This is a genomic window from Trichococcus ilyis, assembly GCF_900109135.1.
GTDB classification, from domain to species: Bacteria; Bacillota; Bacilli; order Lactobacillales; family Aerococcaceae; genus Trichococcus; species Trichococcus ilyis.
Map to the genome: position 1 here is coordinate 56,916 of NZ_FNYT01000007.1, position 20,141 is coordinate 77,056.

A 20,141-nucleotide genomic window follows, 5' to 3' on the forward strand; every position below is an offset into this window, starting at 1 on the left:
GTTCTGTCGCGTGTTTTGCGGTTTTCGGTAATCATTCAGTCGACTACGATCTGCAGTGTCGCTGCGCGCGCCTGCAGGATGGAGGCGGGAACGCCGATGATTTCCCCTTTGATCCAGCTGTGGCCGAAAAGCTTCAGCTGTGCCGTTTGCAATGGACCGAGCTTTTCCCATTGGACCCATTGTTGCGTATCGGTGCCGTCGTTGTAACGGAGCGTGACGTAGGACGGCATGCCGTCGATCCGGCCGTCAGTGATGGTATAGCCGCCCTTTTGCAGCCGGAAGACCGCTTCATCCTGGGAAACGACTTTGAGTGTTGCGACCTGTTCCTGATCTTCAGGCACTTTTTTCCAGACTTTCATGTAGTCGATCTGGAACACTTTCGGATATGGCGCGGCCGGATCGAAAGGGCCCACCCACCAATTCTCCTGCCCTTCGTAGGCGGACAGGATCGAAAGCATCGGATAGGCGACCTCGGCTTGGAAAGTCCCGATCAGCTCATCATCGAAATAAAAGACAAAGCCTTCCGGAGTCCATTCGAACGTGTAGATATGGAATTCATTGCTCAAATCGGCATCACCCACATCAAAGACGAAATGCTGCTCAACCGCGTTCGGATCGCGGTGCGCATATAGCGAAGCCGTGATGGCATTGCCGAAATTCAGGGAATTTTCGAAAACGTCGAGCTCGATATCCTGCTCTGGTGTGTCCTGGATACCGACGAACCACCAGGCACACATGTTGCCGAGGCTGTTCATCATCTTCGCACGGATTTCAAAAACGCCGTACTGCGAAATGAAGCCCATGAAAGTCGGGATTTCGTTCTGGACGCTCAGCCCGGGCTTGAATTCGTGCAGCCCGGTCCGGTTGCCGGTCATCACGCTGGATGTCCGCACAGTCCCGTCGAACAGCGGGTTCCACGGCTGCGTTTCCTCATCGATGATCAGGTTCAGGTTGCCGTCCGCCACTTCGTAGACGGCCTCCGCCGTTTCCGGAGTCGGCGTCCAGGAAGCCAAATACTGGTCGTTCCAGACAGCCGGATTGAGCGGCTCCTCATCGAAATTCTCCTCGAAGATGAGCCGGTAATCGCCGTTGTAGGCCGGTATCGCTTCTGTTTCATCCCCGTTCGCTTGCCACCCGCGCAGAAATGCGGGATCCGACTGGCGGAGCCAGAAAAAGAGAGCGGCGAAGGCCAGCAAGGCGATGATGATTATTTTTATGTGTTTCTTCATTCGGATTCATCTTCTCTCGTGGGCTTGGGGCTGACCGGAGTTGGACCGCGATTGTTGGGCTATTCTCCGGTTAATGGTTTCCCCGCCGGAGGACAGGGTTCAGTGGCGGCATTTGTTCTTAAGGCAGCCATTCGTAGTCTTCAGGCAGTGCAATCAGTTCCGGTGCAGCCTTGTCGCTGATTTCGATGACGTCCAGAATGAATTCATTTTCCCCGGAAGCCGAGCGGATCCGTTTCAAAGCTGTGCCTTCGAAATAATAGAACATCCGGTCACCGTTGGCGGCGTAGTATTCCTCGTAGGTGAAACCCAGTTCTTCCCAGGTGCCGACATAGGTGCTGCCGATGTCCTTGAACGGCGGGGCTGCGATGATGCCGGCATCTTCCGGTGTTTCGGCGGGATCGGCGTTTTCGTTCCGATCGATCGTCCGGTTCAGGTTATCGATTTCGTAGGCTTGCCCGTCCAAAATTAGCGAAGTAGTGTCCGTCCCCTCTCCGCTGACGCGGATTGCCTGGTCAGCGCCAGAGACGGCGACCGTCAGCGCGCGGTCCTCGAGCGCCTCGCTGGTGAATTGGCGGTAATTGTATTGCGCCACATACTGTCTGCCCGCAAAAATCGCGAAATACGGCTCCGCCAGACGGGTGCTGTCTATGCTCGATTCGGTTTCTGCAGATGCTTCGCTGGAGCTTCCCGCGATTGACTCGACCACTTCGATTTGACTGCTGGCCGCGATGCTGCTTGATTCGTCCGATGCGGCCCCGTCCTGTCCGCAGGCGGCCAAAAATACGGCGATTGCCGTCAATGTCCCTATCAAAGCTATTCTTCTCATTTTTCCAAAAACCTCCTTAGGCAAAGCAAAAGGTTCATCCGGTTGTTCTGGCTTTTGTTTCCTTGTGTTCATTATACGCCGGAATCATCGCCGCCACTATGAAAAGCACTTCGCATCGATAAAGGTGGCGAAAAGATGGATTTTTTGTCGGTATTCATCTTTCCGGGCGCTGATTGGCTCGAAAAGATGGATTCTATCAATTTATTCATCTTTATAGCCGCATGAAAAAATGCCGCAATCAGCGAAAATAATGATGGCTTGCGTATCTTACTTGTGAGTGGGTCATTTTGATGCCCAACAAAGTCGTGAAAAAGACGCTGACGATCCCAAATTATTTGAATGAACTCGGCATCGAAAAAGGCATCAACTTCTCTTTGACACTGACAGAGGCTTTGAAAGAAAAATTTGGTGTCTGATTCAGCGGCATCATTCCATAATTAGATGTATAATCATTAGGAAGCACGTTACTTTTCCATTTGAAAAGGGGGTTTTGTTATGGACTATCCAGAAGGCAAATTGCCGCCCAGTTATGATGTCGCGGAAAATGAGTTGCCTTATCAGATTAAATTGGCGCTATGGCAGACGGCATTTGGCTTGCAAAAAGTGGATGGACTCAGCCCATCCGAGTACATGGTCGAACTGGCCTACGAACATATAGAAGGAAAAAAAGGATACGAAGCCATTTATCGCGAAATTTCGGATTACCACCGGGAGGCCCAGATGGATGCGGGTACGGTCGAGGCGGATATCGTTTCTCTCCGGATTGCGGAGTTGTTGGCCGAAGATCACTTCCTGCTCTCCCCTTCCACGCTGTTGGGCATCCATCGGCATTTGTTTACGGATGTTTTCCCGGAAGAAATCCCAGTGGGCAAGTTCCGGACGGTGAATATCACAAAGAAAGAGCCTGTGCTCGATGGGGAAACGGTCCAATACAGTTCGCATTTCATGATTCAGGATACCTTGGCGTACGATTTTGAAAAGGAAAAGAAATTCTCGTACAGTGACCTGACCCATGAGCAAAAAGCACTTCATGCGATGGCATTTCTGGCTGATATTTGGCAGGTCCATCCTTTCAGGGAAGGAAATACCCGGACAGTCGCTGTTTTCGGCATCCAATATTTGAGAAAATTAGGGTTCCAAATCGACAATTCGCTCTTCAGCGAACATGCCGCCTATTTCAGGAATGCCCTCGTGCTCTATCATTGTCATGGTGAGAAACAGAATAAAGAATTTTTGAAAATGTTTTTCGAAAACTTGCTGTTGGACAAAAAACATGTACTAGCAGATGAAGACATGTATGTAAAAGAATAAGAAAAAATGTTCAAAAGAACGCAAAAAAGATTCCTGTCTATTAATGAACAGGAATCTTTTTTTCATCAGTTAATACTCATGTAACACCCAACGAACTGGATGCAAGTCGAGATTTCTTACTATCAATGCAATTCCGGCCAATACGCTTTGTTGGCCGCAATCAGATCATCCAGAATATCCTTGGCAACTTTTGCGCTTGGGACCGTTTTTGAGAGCGTCAAGGCTTGCCATAGTTTTTGGTAGCTCTGTTCGACATAGGCTTCCACCACTAGTTTCTCGACCGTCACTTGCTGGAACATCAAGGACTGTTCAAATGCAGGGATTTTCCCTTGGGCCAATGGTTCCGGACCGTCATTCCCCACGATACATGGTACTTCCACCATCGCATCATCAGGGAAATTGGCGATTGCACCATTGTTTTCCACAATCATCAACATTCTTTCATGGGTGTTGAACGCAATCGCGCGGGCCAAGTCCACAATGAAGGAAGCATGGCTGTCGATATGGAATCCACCATCAACCGCTGTTCCTTTTTCGATGATATTACGTGCGGCAGTAAAGACTTCTTTTTCCCGTCCGTTCATCACTTCATTGGCACGCGTATAATTGCGATCGGAATGCGCCACTTCATAATCCGGGTACAAATAATATTTCAGATAGGTATTCGGCAGATAACGCGGATTAACAGCCAGCAGATCCTTCGCTTTCTTATGCGTTTCTTGCCAACTCTGGTCCATATGTTGCGTGTCGACTTCAATTTGGGTCAAATAACCATTCTCCGCTACGTATTCGCGGATCTGATCGATGTACTCATGCCCCTCTTTGTCTTTAACACTTGTCCACCAGCCAAAGTGGTTCAGTCCAAAATAACGGACTTCCAGGTCTTGCGGATCTTTCCCGATGATTTGCGACATCCGGCGCAGCGTCCCTACCGGCATGTCGCATATGTTCAGCACTTTCGAATTCGGGCGCAAGACACGGCAGGCTTCGGCCACAATCGCAGCCGGATTGGAATAATTCAGCATCCAGCAATCAGGCGAATAAGTTTCCATATGGTCGATGATTTCCAGCATCCCCGTGATGCTCCGCATACCATATGCAATACCCCCTGGTCCGCAGGTTTCTTGGCCGATTACGCCATGACGCAATGGAATCTTTTCATCCTTTTCACGCATTTCATATTTCCCGACCCGGATATGGGCCATACAAAAATCTTTATCCATGAACGCTTCTTCGGGATCCGTTGTATACGAAAATTTCAAATCAGGTGCTTGTTCCTTCAACAAGATTTCCAGAGCCTCCCCCAGCACAGCTTGGCGGTCTCCATCATTGTCGTACAGCACTAATTCACGCATCGGGAACCGCTCTATATTATCCAACATCATCATCACGATACCTGGTGTGAAGGTGCTGCCACCACCCGCAATGACTACTGAAAATTTCTTCATAATCCATTCATCCTCACTTTTATAAATTCAGTTTATTCTTCAACGATTACTCTATTCAATACCCTATCTACTGTTTTACGAATGCTATTTACCTGCAGACCATAAACCACTTGCACATTTTGACCTTTCTTGATGATTCCACTTGCTCCAGTCTCGTTCTTCAAAGTCAGCTCATCCACTTTGTCAGGATCGGCCAGCGTGAGACGCAAGCGAGAATAGCAGTTCGTGACGGTTTCAATATTCTCTTCCCCGCCCAAAGCAGCCACAATCGTACGCGCCAATCCCAACTCGTTTTCAGGTTCTACTGTTTTAGATTTCTTTTTTTGATAATCCTTTTTCGAGTACAATTTGGTTTCCTGTCCCGACTCCTCGCGACCGATCGTCTTGTAGTCAAATTTCGTGATCAAGAAACGGAACAAGTAATAATAGACTACAAAGAAGAATAAGCCGACCACAATGTACATCGGCCAAACGGTCCGTTCTGTCCCGAGTGGAACATTATACAAAAGGAAATCTATGAATCCATTCGGCCCGATTGCTCTGACATTCAGGACATTCAACAAAACCATGCTCAAACCGCTCAAGCCGGCATGAACAATAAACAATAAAGGTGCAACGAACATGAACGAGAACTCGATCGGCTCAGTTACACCGGCGATAAAGGACGTCACTGCAGCTGGAATCAAGATAGCACGGGCTTTTGCTTTGTTTTCAGGACTTGCTTTATGGTACATCGCCAAGCAGGCACCGATCAGTCCAAACATTTTCGAAATTCCGCGGGCATCCCAAATGACGCTCGGTGCTAATAATCCACCATCCGCCTTGGCGATCTCAGCAAAGTAGATGTTGCGCGCACCCTCAAAAGTTTCCCCGCCGATTTCAGCGATACCGCCCAATTCAGTGTACAGGAATGGTGTGTAGACCAAATGATGGAGGCCGGTCGGGATAAGCAGGCGTTCCAATGTTCCGTAAAGGAAGATGCCGAAATTGCCGCTCTGGTTGATCAAATTCCCTAAGCTGCTGATGCCGCCTTGGAAGAACGGCCAGATGTAAGTGAACAGGATGCCCAGCAAAACAACAACCGGAATCAGAATGATGAATACGAACCGGGTCCCGCCATAGATTTGGAACGCATTGTTGAATTCTTTGTCGGCAAAACGGTTATGGACGATTGCGGTGACAATTCCGAGGAATATTCCCAAGAAGACGCCCATGTCCAAGACTTGGACACCTAAGACCATCGTCTGTCCGGTTCCTTGCAGGTTACCTTCCACCAGCATGCCTTGCAAGCCCATAAAACGGTTCATGGCATTGATGAAGACCAGATACCCGAGCAAGGCAATGAATCCGGCCTCCGCTTTTTTCTTGTTGGCTAATCCAACGGCCAACCCGACACAGAATACGACACCGAGATTCACTAAAATAGAAACGAGTGATCCGGATAGGATTGTTCCGAATCCGGTTGTAACCGGGTTATTCAAAAACGGCAACACTTCAAGCAATCGTGCGTTAGTAAAAAGATTTCCGATCGCGATCAAAATACCGGCTATCGGCAAAATTAAAACGGGAATAAACATCGCTTTGGAAAATTTCTGCATGGTGTCCATGACTCTCTCTCTCATTTGTTTCCCTCCAATATGATTTCTTTAACATGACTACAGTTTAGCGGGAATCCATTGGAAATAAAAGGCTTTCATAACGGTAAAAAACGTGTTCCGCAAAGACGAAACACGTTTCACTGGCTATTCTGTTTTGCTGCTTTTTTAGGCTTTTTCTGCCTCTGTCGGTTCATCGACTTCATTGATTTTTTTCAAATAACGGCTCAATAAGTATTCCATCAGCAACAACGTAAAGGGAAAGAATGTGTTGGGCAACAAATTCCGATCATCCAGCTTATGTTGGTCGGTCACCTTAAAATTGAGATCGCTACAATCACCCAACCGGTTGGGCGTTTCCTTCGTGAAGGCTACTGTAAAGATGCCTTCATCCTTTACCCTCAGCACCTTTTCGATGACACTTTGGGTTTCTCCCGATTTGGAAATGGCTACGAAAGCGCCGATGTTCTTCAGGTTATTCTCCAACACACCGATAGAATCCAATGTGGTTGCAAGGATGACTTGTTTTCCCAAGAGCAACAATTTTTTGTAGAGGTACTCGGCTGCGATCGCTGAAAAACCGGCAGCATAGATGAAAATGAATTTCCCCTCCAAATTCAACGCCTTTTCGATGAACTTATCCATATCCTCTATTGAATTATGCTGCAGCACAAGTGCATAATCCAACTGGAAAAATTCGTCTTCCGTCTTTCCCGCAGGCACTGTTTCGGCATTCACAAGCGGGAGCAAGTGATAATACAGATCGATGAAACCTGTGTATCCCAATTTTTTTGACAAGCGGATGACGGTTGCAGGTGAGGTGTAATTTTCTTTAGCTATCTGGCGGACACCCTTCTGCAGGACTGTATCCATATTGCTGATGATGTAGGTCAACAGTTTCTGATCAGATTCGTTTAATTCCTTACCTTGAACTAACTTTGAAATATCTACCACTCACGGATTCACCCCTAAAGTTTTTGTCCTATCCATTATAACGAAAATTAAGCTGTATATACCTATTGGTTCAAAAATATTTGTTGAAATAGCTGAGTTTTTCGATTCGATTTAATTTGCTGCAGTCCGGTGGAGCGATGCGAAATAATCTTTTTGGCGGACAATTGTGTCGAAAACTTCCGGGCTGTTCAAATCCAAAAAGCCCCCACTATTCAAACACCGCGCGCAGTGTTTGAATAGTGGGGGTTTTCTGATATTATTCTGTTGCTTCAGGCCAATTCCCAAAGCGCAAGGCTATAATCGACTGTGCTGCCTGCCACGAGCGACAGGCCGTTTTCGCCGGCCTGCGGGAAGACGCGGGAGGTGAAGGTGCCTTCGCCGTCGTTGACGAAGATTTCGATCGAACTGGTGTCGACGAAGATCTGCAGTTTCACCGTATCCATCTGTCCGACCGCCAAAGTGCGGGTCGTGCCGTAGCTTTGCGCGAACGGGATGCCGCAGCGGCTGCGGTCGATCGTGATTTTGTTGGTTGACGGATCCAGGGTGATGCGGAAACGTTTGTCGTTGGCGGCATCTGCGCAGAGATCCAAGGTCACCGGCGCGTGCTTGTCCGAAGTCGGGAAAGCCAGATCCAGCTGCAGTTCGTAACAGTTGCCGCCGTTGCGTTCGATGCGCTTTTCACCCGCCAGCAAACCGGCTTCGGAAACCGATTTTTCTTTGCGCAAGGCAACCAGTTCGCGGACGGGTTGCTGGATCAGTTTGCCTTCCTTGACCGACAGTTCGCGCGGCAAAGTCAGGCAGTGGGCCCAGTCTTCGCTGTCGGTCGGGTACGCGACATCCGGCAAGCCCATCCAGGCCGTCAGGATGCGGCGGCCGTCCGGGCTTTCGGCGGTCTGGGTGGCGTAGAAATCGAAGCCGGCATCCAGTTCCCGGAAGCCATCGTGCGCCAATTTCAGTTCATCCAGCCGGAAATCATCGGCGATGACGTAGCCGGTCTGGAAAATGTTGTGGTAGCGGTCGCCTTCCGGCTCGATTCCCTGCGGCGAAAACAGCAATACCGTCTTGCCGTCGATTTCGAACAGGTCCGGGCATTCCCACATGTAGCCGAAATCAGGCAGGCCGGCATCGACTTCGCCCATCAGTTCCCACTCCACTGCATCCACCGATCGGTACAAGAGGATCGTGCCGGTCTCATCGCTGCGCTGGGCGCCGATGACGGCATAATAGATGCCGTGCTGCTCCCAGACTTTCGGGTCGCGGAAGTGGTCGGTGTAGCCTGCCGGATTGCCGGCGATAGCGGGCGGCAGGAACTTGGTGAAGCTGCCGTCCTCCTCCATGCGGGCAACGATCTGGTTCGGCACCCTTTCCCATTTTTCCGTGCGGACATTGCCTGTGTACATGATGTGCAGTTGGCCGTCCTTGACGAAGCCGCTGCCGGAGTAGACGCCGTGGCTGTCGTACTCTGTGTCGGGCAACAACGCGACGCCCTCTTCGTTCCATTGCACGAGGTCCGTCGAAGTCAGATGGAACCAGTGCTTCAGGCCGTGGACCGCGCCCATCGGAAACCATTGATAGAAGAGATGCCATTTGCCGTCGAAATAGGTGAAGCCGTTCGGATCGTTCAAAAGGCCTGTGTTCGGTTGGATGTGGTAATTTTGGCGGAAGGGGGACTGCGCCACCCTTTTCGCCAGTTCATCGAGATAGTTGTCGGAATAATCCGAGAGTTTTTTATAGCGCTCCTCGCGCGTCCATTCTTTCATCGTTTTATTCCTTCCTTTGTAACTTTATTTAGCTTCCTTTTTACTCCAGTCGCGTTTGCTGAAGAAGTAGGTCATGGCTACGGTCACGACTGTCGCGATCAGCATGCCCAGGACGTAGAACCATAATTGTTCTTGTTTGATCGAGATGACGCCTGGCAACCCGGCTGCGCCCAATGCGATCGCTTTGACTTTGAAGAAGGAAATGAATGCGCTGCTGACGCCGGAACCGATCATCGCTGCGTAGAACGGGTAGCGGTATTTCAAGTTGATACCGAACATCGCAGGCTCAGTGATCCCCAAGTAAGCGGAAATTGCGGATGCGGAAGCCAAGCTTTTCGTTTTTTGCTCCTTGATCAGGAAGAACATCGCCAATGCTGCAGCACCTTGGGAAACGTTGGACATTGCTGCGATCGGGAAGATGAACGTACCGCCTGTTTTGGCGATGTCGGCCAACAATTGCGTTTCGACAGCGATGAAGCTATGGTGCATACCGGTAACAACCAGTGGTGCGTAGAAGAATCCGATGATCGCGCCGCCGATTGCGCCGGTTGTGTCATACAACCAAACCAGGCTGTTTGTCATCACGTCGCCGAGCGTGCGCGTCAACGGGCCCACCAAGGTGAAAGTCAGGAAACCAGTGATGATCAAAGCGAACAGCGGTGTGACCAGGTTATCCAATGATGTGTGCACGCGTTTGTGCAGGAATGTTTCGATTTTAGCCAGGATGAAAGCTGCAAACAGGATCGGCAGGACTGTTCCTTGGTAACCGACTTTCGCGATTTCGAAGCCGAAGATATCCCAGAAAGGCACTTCGCCCGCCGCCAAAACGGATGGATAAGCATAAGCGTTGACCAGATCCGGATGGACCATCAACATCCCCAAAACAGCTCCCAAGTATGGGTTTCCGCCGAATTTCTGCGTCGCGCTGAAACCGATCAGGACAGGCAGGAAGACATATGCCGCATTGGAGAAGGTATTGATCATCGCCGCAAAACCTTCGAAGGCAGGATACGCTTCAATCAGCGATTTTCCGGCAACGAACAGATCCTGTGCAGTGAATACGTTGTTCAAACCCATCATCAAACCACAAGCAACGATGGCCGGGATGATCGGTACGAAGATATCCGAAAGCATCTTGACGCCCTGTTGGATCGGGTTCAGTTTTTGCGTACCGGCTGTCTTGACTTCCTCTTTGCTCATGGCGTCGATGCCGGCCATTTTAATGAACTCTTTGTAAACTTCATTGACGGTTCCGGATCCAAGAATGATCTGATATTGGCCGGCTGTGGAGAATGTCCCCTTGACTACATCCAAGTCGTCCAATTTCGCTTGATCGACTTTGCCTTCATCCTTCAAAACCAGGCGCAGGCGTGTCGCGCAGTGCGTCGCTGCCTGTACGTTGTCTTTTCCACCGATATCCGTCAACAATTCTTCTGCAATCTTTTTGTAATCCATTTTTTCTCCCTCTTTCCTTAGATAGGCTGTGCGATAAATAAGTGCAATAAAAAATTGATCTCATTTTTCGGAACCGGTTCCTTTCGGTTCCAAAATGATAAGGAGCTGGTTTTTCGCATCGTTGAAACCGGTTCCTCTTGATATGTATGGTAAACCCTTTCAAAGATAAAGTCAAGCGTTTTTCTTAAAAAATTTCTCCGATTGTAAAAATGGAGACACCAAACGCAAAGGCACCCTATTGTCCGAGCGCCTTTGCGTGTTTAGTGCATCCAGGCTTTAACAAGGCCGCAATGTCTCTCCAGAGGCGTCATCCACCTTCAGTTTCTGCAGACAGATTTCACAAGGAATGCAGATTCCAGTCTCATGCACTCATTATTCGAACCAGGTGATGTCGCAGCCCGGCAGAGCGCTCTGCAGCTCTTCTTGTTGTTGGGTATTGATGCCTGACCTGCTGATCAGCAGTTTCCCCAACTTGGCCAGACCCATCAAAGGTCTGGTATCACTGATCGGATTCTCATTCAAATCCAAGTACCAAAGTTCCGTCAGGTTCGCCAAAGCAGTGATGTCGCTGATCCGGTTACCGGCCAGACTCAAATGTCTGATTTTTGCAAGGCTAGCCAAGCTGTCGATCGCGCTGATCTGATTCTGCGCCAAATCCAGGTAAACCAATTCAGTAAGGCCTGCCATGGCTCCGGCATCTTTCACTTGCGCCCCTCTGACCTCGAGGTGGGTCAGTTCCAGCAAATCCGCCAAACTGCCCAGTTCCTCGACCGGCGTATTGTTCAGATCCAGGCGCGTCAGTTTCGTCAGCTTGGCCAATGGGGTGAGGTCGCTGATTTCAGTCCCGCTCAAGTCCAACGTCAGCAGGTTCCCCAATCCCTCCAGCCCGTTGGCGTCGCTGATCCCGGTGCCGCTCAAGTCCAGTGTCAGCAAATGCGTCAATCCGGATACGGCGCCGATGTCGTTTATGGGCGTGTTCTCCAGTTCTAGGATGGTCAGCTGCGTCAAGCCGGATACGGCTGCGATATCGGCGACCTGGGTATTGCCCAAGTTCAGGTAGCGCAGCTGTTGTGCGTCCTTCAAGGCAGCAATATCCTCGACTCTGGTGTTGCGCAAGTTCAATGACTGGAGGCTTTCCATTCCAGTCAAGGGACGGATATCGTTGACGGCGGTGTCGTTCAGGTAGAGCATCGCCAACTGCTTTAACCCCGCCAACGGTTTGATGTCTTCCAGCTTGTTGTTGTTCAGATACAACGTTTTGAGCCGGGTCAGATCGGCCAAGGCTGCAACGTCCTCAACTCGGGTATGGCTGATATCCAGGTATTCCAGTTGCGACAAGCCGGCCAAGCTGCTAATGTCGCTGACTTCTGTTTGGTTCAGGTGAAGGATCCGCAAATTGGTGAAATGTTCGATCCCATCAATGGCGCTGATGTCTTTGTTGCCCAGATAGAGCGCGTCAACCGCTTCGACGTCACTTGCCGCAAGCTCGCCTTCTTCTTTGCCGATCAGCTTGCGCACATAAAGCTCCAGGTCTTCATCGGCGAATGTCAGTACCGTGCCGGCGCCCGCAGTTTCGCTATCCTTTTCTGTTTCCTTATCGCTGGCGGCTTGGGCGGAGCTCTCCTGGCTGGTTTGTGCTCCACTCTGTCCGGTTGTCGTTGTGCTGGTGCAGCCCGCCAGTGATAGCAGGACGAAGAGGAACAGCAGCCTTATTCTTTTTTCCATAAAAAACAGCCTCCTTTTTTGGGAAAAAACTGCCAGAGCTGACGACATGCACTATGCTGGAATGGGTCGTCAGAACGTGATCGCTGAATCGAATCATTTTGATCCGATAATAATCTGCCTTATGCCTATTATAAGGCTCCTCCTGTTTAAGCGCTACCATTAAGGGTTTCCTTGCCTTTTGCGGGCATTCAATCCCTATGTTTTTCTCATTCAGAAAAAAAAACAGGCCGAGCTTCGGAGTCTTTCTCCGAAGCCCGGTCTGTTTTGAATGATGTCTCTATTGGGCAGCTTCCACAGCCGGCTTGGCAGCGCCTTTGCTTTTTGCATAGACCAGACTCAAACCCAATCCGGCAAGAACGACTGCTATCGCGACGTAGAAGGCTTTCGTGAAGTCGCCATTGTTTGCGGCAGCCAACGAAGCGGTCACTTTCGGCGCAACGAAAGCGGCGCTCGAAAAGCCAATGAAGACGATGCCGTAGTTGACGCCCTGGTTAGCCGGACCGAAATTATCCATGACCAAGCCCGGAAAGATGCCCATGACGCCGCCGAAGCAGAGTCCCAAGGTGACGACTCCGACAGCGAAAGACCAGATTTGGTTGACGCTGACGAGCAGGACGAAGGCAAAAATGATCGCGCTGTAGATGATGATGACCGCGCGGATCTGGCCGATGCGATCGGAGACCGCGCCCCAGAATACCCGTCCGGACGTGTTGCTCAAGGAATATAGGCTGACATAAGCGGCTGCAGCCGAGGCCGACAGACCGAACATCGACTGCCCGATCAACGAGGCGTTCGAAGCGATCATCAAGCCGGAAAAGGCGCCCATCGCGAACATCAGGATCAGCAAGTAGAAAGCCGGACTCGCCAGCATTTCCTTCCAGTTTTTGTTTGCTCCGCTTACCTTGGTTGGCACGATTTCAGAGGCTGCAGCCTCTTGCGGCACAATCTGTTTCGGCGCCGAACGGATGAACAGGCTAAAACAGAAGCCAATCAGCGCATACGCCAAGCCCATACGCCAGAAAGCCTGGCTAACGCCGTAGCGTTCGATCAGCGCATTCGCGATCGGCGCTGCGATGATTGCCGCGCCGCCCATGCCGCCGGTGATCAGTCCGGAAGCCAAGCCTTTTTTGTCCGGGAAGAAACGGATCGTATTACTGAGGCAGGCGGAATAGGCAAAATTCTGCGCGAAACCTCCGAAGATGCCGTAGATCAGATACAGTTGGAAAATGCTTGTCGCCTGCCCGGTGAAGGCGAAGCTGACCCCGAAGAGGACGACGCCGATGCGCGCGATCCATTTCGCCCAGCCGCGGTCCGTCAAATAGCCGCCGAAGATCATCGGGATCGGCCCCACTGCCGAATTGAGCGCGAACGCCATCATGATGTCCGGCACCGCCCATCCCCGCAATTCCGCCAACGGCCCCGCGAACACACTGAATGTGTAGACGATACCGGAGCACAACAAGATCCCCATCGAGCTTATCAGGACCACCCAACGATTTGTTTCTTTTGTCATTCTTTTTACCCCTTTTCCGATTTCCTTGTCTATTTTTCAGGGCTGGCGGCAGGCGAGGCGTGCCGCTGTCCCAATATTTGCTGATGCCTTTCATTTTTGAAGGTTGTTCCAGTATGCCACGGAAATCGGCTATAGGGTAACACTTAATTAATATATATAGTTATAGCCTGATGTTATACATTAGTAAGCTGATCAATTCTGAGGGCTCATATTGTTCCAGTTGTGCGTCCGGAGTGCTCTTCTCTCGACAATAAGGATACCGAAAACCACATAACGTCCGACAGATCCTCCTTCTGTCGGGCTTTAGCCCAGGACGGTGTCGCGGATTGTCGAGAAATCACGCTTCTGTCGACAAAAACAATACCGAAAACCGCAAAACACCCGACAGCCCGCCAGGAATTTGGCTACAAAAAAATAAGCCGCCTCAGTCAATCTGAGGCAGCCTGATTCATTGCATAAGTTGTTAGCCCATCACTGCCAGCACGAGCGGCATCGCAAAAATCCCGATCAGTATCGAGACGGAATTCATGAAGGCGGAGGTTTCGACGTCCCCGCCGGCTTCGTCGGTGAATCCGGTCGCCATCGATGCGATCGGCGAGAAGAACAGCATGCAGAGGATCGTCTTCACGACCGCCGAGACCGGCAGGAAGAGCACGATCAGGATGGAAAAGATCAGCGAAAAGCCGTAGCGGATGGCCAAGTATTTGAAGGCCAACTTGAAGCGGTGCGCATCCAGGCCCAATTCCAGACCGACCCCGATCATCAGCATCGCCATGAACGTGTTTGCGCCGCCCACAGTCGAGGTGAAGGTGATGACGGCATCCGGCAGGCGCAAATCAAAGATGCGCATCAGCAACAGGATCAGGTACGTGTCGAAAAGCGGCGAAAGGAACATCAGCTTGAGGAAGCCCAACAAAGTCGTTTTTTGTTGTTCGTCAGCAACCGAACGGGCCCAGCCGTAGCCGATACCGGCGGCGCCGAAGGAATTGCCGACATCGAAAAGCGAAGCGAAAATGACCGACTGCGGGCCCATCAATCCGGCAATGTACGGCATCGCGAAGGCCCCGACGTTGTAGCTGCCGATGTTGACGATGGCGAAAGCCTGGGCGATGCCACCTTTGCGCTGGTTGACGAGATAACCGGTGACCTGCTGGACAAGGTTTGCGACGACGCCGATTGCGGTCAGAAACAAGAGGTTGTAGGTGATGTCGAAATTATTGAAACTCGTGATCAGTGCGCACGGCAGCGTGATCCGCAACACGATTTTTGAAATTTTCGGAAAATCATCCGAGCTGACCCACCCGATCCGTTTGATGACGTAGCCGATCACGATGATCATGATCAACGATGCGGCTTTTGCTGCTATTTCCCCCATTACGTTCCCCCTGCTCGCGTTTTTCCTTCTATTATACCAAAAATAATCCGGCTGCAGCGCACCCCTCCGTATTTTGTAATCGCGTTACGGATCCTGGAAAACGAAAAAAGTCCCGCCGGCCCAAATGGATGGGCGCGGACGGAACTTTTTCCCAGTGCGATGAACGCACCGAAATTGGTCTGGCTACTCTTCGTATTTCAGAACGGAGCGCTCACCCAACGGTTGGACTTCCCGGTTGTTGCCTTCGTAGTACTCGTTGAAGGCCGCGATCTGTTCCGAGGAAGCTTCCACCGGGTTCGCCAGCACATACCACTCGACATTTTCGGTCAGCGGCGGTGTCGTCAAGGAACCCAGGTAATGGTAGTAGCTTTTGTTGGCCGGCAGCAGCTCGGCAACATTCAGGCTGAGTCCGCTCGCAACATCAGATTCTTCATTGGCCTTCACATCATCCAAAATCGCCTGGAAGGCAGCATTTGCTGCGCCTTCTTCAAAGAAGACCGCGATGACCGCCAAACGGCCGTCCTGGGCTTTGTGGACGAAATGCAGTTCGATCGGATAGTGTTCCCCATCCAAGGTGTGCTCGCTCGGCGAATGCAGATGGAATTGCTTCAATTCGAAGCTGCGTCCGGCGATCGTTGCTTGGCCGCCGTCCTCCATCTCGATGCTGTGGCCGTTGTCGATCACATCGATGACCTCTTCTTCGTAGTCCAGGATGAGCGACCCGTCTGCGTTCATCGCTTCGGCTGCACCCGTTTCGATGTTGATCGGGGATTGCATTTCGCCAGATTCGAAAGTCCAATCCTCCTGGTTTTCATAATCCAGGTGCTCTTCGGCTGCTGCTTCGGTTGTTTTTTCAGTCGTTGGCTCGGACGTTGCCTCAGCAGTCGCTTCCTGCACGCCGCTTTCCGCTTCCGTCGTTTGTTCTTGGCCGCAGCCGCTCAGTCCCAGTAAGGCGAATGCCCCCAGCACCGCCAAATATTTCTTCCATTCTTTTGCATGATTCATTTCCCGTTCTTCCTCCCCTAAAACAATATCCGTTTATTATACAATAATTCACAAATGAATTTCTGTTCCATTTGCGAAAAACAATAATCTGACAGGTTTCCCCTTCAGTTCGCTGTATTCAAAAGGATATTGCGTTGGGAGGAAGGCGGGCCTATCCGGTCCCGATTGCGGTTCCGGATGCCGGCATGAGCTAGCTTCCAAGCACTTCGGCGATTGCTTCAGCGCAGATGGCGATTGCTTCGTCCAGTTCTGCTTCGGTTATCGTCAGCGGCGGATTGAAATAGAGCACATTCCCGAGCGGACGCAGAATCAGACCCTTTTCCAACGCTTTTTTGTAGATCTGATAGCCGATCCGCAATCCCGGTTCGAAACCGGTCTTCGCCTGCTTATCGGTCACCAGTTCGATGGCATGGATCAGGCCGATATGGCGTATTTCCCCTACGTTCGGGTGGTCCAGCAATGTTGCATTCAGACGCTCGGTCAGATATCCGGCACGGATCGCCGCTTTTTCCAGGATCCGCTCCTCGCGCAAAACCTGCTGCACCGCCAGTGCCGCGGAACAGCCGAGCGGATTGCCGCTGTAGGTGTGGCTGTGCATGAAGGCTTTGCCTTCGCTGTATTCGGCGTAGAAAGCAGAGTAGATTTTGTCGGTCGTGATCGTGATCGCCATCGGCAAATAGCCGCCGGTCAGCCCTTTCGAAACGCACAGGATGTCCGGGCTGACGCCGGCATGGTCGAAAGCGAACATCTTGCCGGTCCGGCCGAATCCGGTTGCGATTTCATCGGCGATCAAAAGGACGCCATAGCGGTCGCAGAGGGCGCGCAGTTTTTTCAGATAGAGCGGCGGATAGATGCGCATGCCGGCGCTGCCCTGCACCAACGGCTCCACAATCATAGCGCAAGTTTCGGCCCCGTGGTCGGCGAAGGCTTTTTCGGCATAGGCGAAGCATTCACATCCGCAGCTGTCGCGCTTCTTGCCGAAAGGGCAACGGTAACAGTCCGGCGCTTCGATCTGGTGGGTGTCCATCAGCATCGGCCGGTACATTTTGGCGTACAGATCCATGCTCCCGACCGCCAACGCGCCCAATGTTTCGCCGTGGTAGCCATCCGTCAGGCACATGAATTTTGTCTTCTCCTTGTGTCCGGTCTGATACTGGTACTGGAAACTCATCTTCAGCGCGCACTCCACCGCTGCCGAACCGTTGTCGGAAAAATTGAACTTCGAGAGCCCATCCGGAATGATGTTCATGAGCGCTTCGCACAAAGCAATCGCCGGCTCATGGGAAAAATTTGCGAAGATGACATGCTCCAGTCGGCCAAGTTGGTCAATGAGCGCCGCGTTGATCGTTGGGTTGCGGTGTCCCAACAAATTGCACCACCACGAGCTGACGATGTCAAGGTAGGCTTTGCCGTCCTTGCCGTAGAGGTACACGCCTTCGCCGCGCTCGATGATGATCGGCTTCAGTTCCTCATAATCCTTCATCTGCGAGCACGGGTGCCAGATGTATTTCAGATCCTTTTCGACCAGATCCATGCGGCTGTCCTTATCCATACAATCCGGCCAGCGTCGCCGCTTCGATGGCGATGGCCGTATCCCCCTTTTTCACGCAGGCGAGGACGGGCACGCGGGTGAGCACCTCGACCATTTTCCGGTTATCGCGCATCATCGCATCGGCCGCGTCGTAACGGTTCAGGATGATCCCCTTCACCGGGATTCCGCGCCTTTTCATGTAATCGACCGTAAGCACGGTCGCGTTGATCGTCCCTAGCCCGGCATCCGCGACAACGATGGCGCCCAGCCCCAGAGCCGTGATGACGTCTTCCAGCAGCAGCTGCGCGTCAGCATCGTAGCGGAGCGGACAGACGATGCCGCCGCTCCCTTCCATCGTCACGAAATCGTAGCTGGCCAGCGCCTGCTCATAGACCGCCTTCACGACCGCTATCTTCACCGGATTATCCTCGATTTTTGCGGCCAGATGCGGCGAGACGGCCGCACCGTAGACATACGGAACGAACATCTCCGCTTCCCTCTCCGCGATCCCCGCCACCCGGGCGACATAGGTTGCATCATCGACATGGAATCCTGCCGCCGTCCTGTCGACTCCGCTCAGGGCAGCTTTGCAGTATCCGGCGGAATGACCGGCCTCGCGCAGCTTTTTGACGATCAGCGCCGTGACGTACGTCTTCCCGACATCCGTCCCGGTCGCGGTGATGAACAGCCCTTTCCCATCAGTCATTGCGCAGCACCACCTCATAGCCGAGTTCGTCCAGCAAGCGCATGTCCTGCTCAATCGTGATGCCGTCCGTCGTCAGCATGTCGCCGGAGATGGCGGCATTGGCGCCGGAAAGGAAACATTGGCGGCCTTTGTCCGCCAGCAGCCCCCTCCCGCCGGCCAGACGGATGAAGGCATCCGGCACCAACAGCCGGAAGATCGCGATGGTCCGGGCCATTTCGTCGTCGCTGACGATTTCATTTTCCGCGAATGGCGTGCCCGGGATCGGATTCAGCAGGTTGACCGGGATCGAACGGATGCCCATTTCGCGCAGGTCGATCACCATATCGATGCGGTCCTCCATCGTCTCGCCCAGACCGATGATGCCGCCGCTGCAGACGGTCAGACCGGCCTGCTGGGCGGCGCGGATGGCGGCGATCTTGTCGTCGTAACTGTGGGTCGTGCAGATGTTCGGGAAGTTCCGCCGCGACGTTTCCAGGTTGTTGTGGACGCGGGTCAAGCCGGCCTGCTTCAATTTGGAAAATTCCGCTTCCTCCAAAAGTCCGAACGAGCCGCAGAGCGCGATGTCCGATTCCTTCTGGACGGCCTCAAGGCTTGCGCAGACCTTGTCGACTTCTTTCGCGGACAAGGCCCTGCCCGAGGTCACGATCGAATAGCGCAGCACGCCGCGCGCTTCGTTGTATTTGGCCTGATCGACGATTTCCTCGGATCCGAGCAGCGAGTAGGCTTCGACCTTCGTGCGGTAATAGCGCGATTGGGCGCAGAACTTGCAGTTTTCTGAGCATTTGCCGCTCTTGCCGTTGATGATCGTGCAGACGTCGAACACATTTCCGCAGAAGTGTTCCCGCACTTCATTTGCGGCTGCGCACAGTTCCTCCAGCGGCGCTTCGGTCAAGTCCAGGGCCTCCGCTTTGGTGAGCTGCCCGCCGGCATAGAGTTTGTTTTTGATGGCTTCCATTGTCGTCATTTTCGTTTCCCCCTCTCCTATAGCCCTTTGCGGATGGCCGGGATCAGCCGCTTGCCGAGCGATGCGCCGAGGAAACAAAGCGCGATGTCGCCGGGAACCGACAAAAGGAAACCGTACAGGAACAGCGGCCCCATCGCGATCGGGGTGTTGATGACGTAATTGCAGAGGAGGTAATAATAGATCAGCCCGAACACATACACGATGCCCAGACCGGCCAGTCCCGCCAACAGCACCCGCCGGAACGAAGGCTGCGCGGCCTTGTGCGCGATTATGCCGGTCACATAGGTGCCGACGCAAAAGCCGATCAGGTAGCCGAAGCTTGGCTTCAGGATGTAGCCGATGCCGCCGCCTTCTGCGAACACAGGCAAGCCGGCCAACCCCATCAGCACATACAGCGACACGCTCGTCGCGCCGAGCCTGCCCCCGAGCAGGACACCCGCCAGCAGCGTGAACAGGAATTGCAGTGTGAACGGCACTACCGGCACCGGCACATGGATGAAGGCGCCGACCGCGATCAGGGCGGCGAACAAAGCGCACAGCACCATTTCCTTCGTGGATAATTTTGTTGCGGACCGTTTTTCGGTCTTTGCTGATAAGACAGTTTCTTTTTCGCTCATCTTGTTTCTCCCATCATTTTTGTTATAGTCATTGCCTCCATGATGGCATAGTCCAAAAACTATGTCAACCTTATATTTAAACAGGGTAACAATGAAAAATTGAGAGAAAACGTGCCGTTTTTCGTTT

Annotated in this window: 16 protein-coding genes and 1 pseudogene; 2 read left to right on the forward strand and 15 right to left on the reverse strand. The window is 52.2% G+C overall.

Annotated features, from left to right (window positions below):
• Positions 1-35 precede the first annotated feature (35 nt).
• Complete coding sequence (locus BMX58_RS05015; protein ID WP_068622717.1) at positions 36-1,229, reverse strand: glycoside hydrolase family 16 protein; 1,194 nt, start codon at positions 1,227-1,229, stop codon at positions 36-38.
• 118 nt (positions 1,230-1,347) lie between these two features.
• Positions 1,348-2,055 (reverse strand): hypothetical protein, encoded by a 708-nt coding sequence (locus tag BMX58_RS05020; protein ID WP_068622716.1) that lies wholly within the window; start codon positions 2,053-2,055, stop codon positions 1,348-1,350.
• A 296-nt stretch (positions 2,056-2,351) separates the two neighbouring features.
• Here BMX58_RS05020 and BMX58_RS05025 point away from each other — a divergent pair.
• Both BMX58_RS05025 and BMX58_RS05030 read left to right on the forward strand, forming a co-directional pair.
• Positions 2,352-2,471, forward strand: a pseudogene (locus tag BMX58_RS05025) (type II toxin-antitoxin system HicB family antitoxin); the annotation flags it as partial.
• A gap of 100 nt (positions 2,472-2,571) precedes the next feature.
• Positions 2,572-3,366: a Fic family protein gene (locus BMX58_RS05030; protein WP_068622767.1), complete on the forward strand. Its 795-nt coding sequence runs from the start codon at positions 2,572-2,574 to the stop codon at positions 3,364-3,366.
• 122 nt (positions 3,367-3,488) lie between these two features.
• Here the strand turns inward: BMX58_RS05030 and BMX58_RS05035 are convergent, their stop codons facing one another.
• From BMX58_RS05035 to BMX58_RS05095, 13 genes are all read right to left on the reverse strand, one after another.
• A complete protein-coding gene (locus BMX58_RS05035) occupies positions 3,489-4,814 on the reverse strand; it encodes a 6-phospho-alpha-glucosidase (protein ID WP_068622715.1) in 1,326 nt (441 codons plus the stop codon).
• A gap of 32 nt (positions 4,815-4,846) precedes the next feature.
• Positions 4,847-6,436, reverse strand: coding sequence for a PTS transporter subunit EIIC (locus tag BMX58_RS05040; RefSeq protein ID WP_068622714.1), 1,590 nt, complete (start codon positions 6,434-6,436; stop codon positions 4,847-4,849).
• A gap of 141 nt (positions 6,437-6,577) precedes the next feature.
• Positions 6,578-7,363, reverse strand: a complete 786-nt coding sequence (locus tag BMX58_RS05045) for a MurR/RpiR family transcriptional regulator (protein ID WP_068622713.1) — start codon at positions 7,361-7,363, stop codon at positions 6,578-6,580.
• Positions 7,364-7,632: 269 nt separating this feature from the next.
• Positions 7,633-9,123 (reverse strand): glycoside hydrolase family 32 protein, encoded by a 1,491-nt coding sequence (locus BMX58_RS05050; RefSeq protein ID WP_068622712.1) that lies wholly within the window; start codon positions 9,121-9,123, stop codon positions 7,633-7,635.
• Positions 9,124-9,147: 24 nt separating this feature from the next.
• Positions 9,148-10,578 carry a sucrose-specific PTS transporter subunit IIBC gene (locus BMX58_RS05055; RefSeq protein WP_068622711.1) on the reverse strand — a complete coding sequence of 477 codons (1,431 nt, stop codon included), beginning with the start codon at positions 10,576-10,578 and terminating at the stop codon, positions 9,148-9,150.
• A 372-nt stretch (positions 10,579-10,950) separates the two neighbouring features.
• Entirely contained in the window at positions 10,951-12,303 is a 1,353-nt protein-coding gene (locus BMX58_RS05060; protein ID WP_068622710.1) for a leucine-rich repeat domain-containing protein, read from the reverse strand.
• Positions 12,304-12,580: 277 nt separating this feature from the next.
• Positions 12,581-13,816 carry an L-lactate MFS transporter gene (locus tag BMX58_RS05065; protein ID WP_068622709.1) on the reverse strand — a complete coding sequence of 412 codons (1,236 nt, stop codon included), beginning with the start codon at positions 13,814-13,816 and terminating at the stop codon, positions 12,581-12,583.
• A gap of 463 nt (positions 13,817-14,279) precedes the next feature.
• A complete protein-coding gene (locus BMX58_RS05070) occupies positions 14,280-15,191 on the reverse strand; it encodes an AEC family transporter (RefSeq protein WP_068622708.1) in 912 nt (303 codons plus the stop codon).
• A gap of 183 nt (positions 15,192-15,374) precedes the next feature.
• Entirely contained in the window at positions 15,375-16,196 is an 822-nt protein-coding gene (locus tag BMX58_RS05075; protein ID WP_068622707.1) for a carbonic anhydrase, read from the reverse strand.
• Positions 16,197-16,386: 190 nt separating this feature from the next.
• Positions 16,387-17,730, reverse strand: a complete 1,344-nt coding sequence (gene bioA / locus BMX58_RS05080; RefSeq protein WP_068622706.1) for an adenosylmethionine--8-amino-7-oxononanoate transaminase — start codon at positions 17,728-17,730, stop codon at positions 16,387-16,389.
• A 10-nt stretch (positions 17,731-17,740) separates the two neighbouring features.
• Entirely contained in the window at positions 17,741-18,433 is a 693-nt protein-coding gene (bioD, locus tag BMX58_RS05085) for a dethiobiotin synthase (protein WP_068622705.1), read from the reverse strand.
• A complete protein-coding gene (gene bioB, locus BMX58_RS05090; protein ID WP_068622704.1) occupies positions 18,426-19,397 on the reverse strand; it encodes a biotin synthase BioB in 972 nt (323 codons plus the stop codon). The genes bioD and bioB overlap by 8 nt, the downstream gene beginning before the upstream one ends.
• 17 nt (positions 19,398-19,414) lie before the next feature.
• Positions 19,415-20,014 (reverse strand): biotin transporter BioY, encoded by a 600-nt coding sequence (locus tag BMX58_RS05095; protein WP_084253872.1) that lies wholly within the window; start codon positions 20,012-20,014, stop codon positions 19,415-19,417.
• Positions 20,015-20,141: the final 127 nt, after the last annotated feature.

Bases quoted from the DNA above. Each gene is read 5' to 3' on its own strand.
- BMX58_RS05015 (WP_068622717.1), bottom strand. From the start codon at position 1,229: ATGAAGAAACACATAAAAATAATCATCATCGCCTTGCTGGCCTTCGCC.
- BMX58_RS05020 (WP_068622716.1), bottom strand. From the start codon at position 2,055: ATGAGAAGAATAGCTTTGATAGGGACATTGACGGCAATCGCCGTATTT.
- BMX58_RS05035 (WP_068622715.1), bottom strand. From the start codon at position 4,814: ATGAAGAAATTTTCAGTAGTCATTGCGGGTGGTGGCAGCACCTTCACA.
- BMX58_RS05040 (WP_068622714.1), bottom strand. From the start codon at position 6,436: ATGAGAGAGAGAGTCATGGACACCATGCAGAAATTTTCCAAAGCGATG.
- BMX58_RS05050 (WP_068622712.1), bottom strand. From the start codon at position 9,123: ATGAAAGAATGGACGCGCGAGGAGCGCTATAAAAAACTCTCGGATTAT.
- BMX58_RS05055 (WP_068622711.1), bottom strand. From the start codon at position 10,578: ATGGATTACAAAAAGATTGCAGAAGAATTGTTGACGGATATCGGTGGA.
- BMX58_RS05060 (WP_068622710.1), bottom strand. From the start codon at position 12,303: ATGGAAAAAAGAATAAGGCTGCTGTTCCTCTTCGTCCTGCTATCACTG.
- BMX58_RS05065 (WP_068622709.1), bottom strand. From the start codon at position 13,816: ATGACAAAAGAAACAAATCGTTGGGTGGTCCTGATAAGCTCGATGGGG.
- BMX58_RS05070 (WP_068622708.1), bottom strand. From the start codon at position 15,191: ATGGGGGAAATAGCAGCAAAAGCCGCATCGTTGATCATGATCATCGTG.
- BMX58_RS05075 (WP_068622707.1), bottom strand. From the start codon at position 16,196: ATGAATCATGCAAAAGAATGGAAGAAATATTTGGCGGTGCTGGGGGCA.
- bioA (WP_068622706.1), bottom strand. From the start codon at position 17,730: ATGGATCTGGTCGAAAAGGATCTGAAATACATCTGGCACCCGTGCTCG.
- bioD (WP_068622705.1), bottom strand. From the start codon at position 18,433: ATGACTGATGGGAAAGGGCTGTTCATCACCGCGACCGGGACGGATGTC.
- bioB (WP_068622704.1), bottom strand. From the start codon at position 19,397: ATGACGACAATGGAAGCCATCAAAAACAAACTCTATGCCGGCGGGCAG.
- BMX58_RS05095 (WP_084253872.1), bottom strand. From the start codon at position 20,014: ATGAGCGAAAAAGAAACTGTCTTATCAGCAAAGACCGAAAAACGGTCC.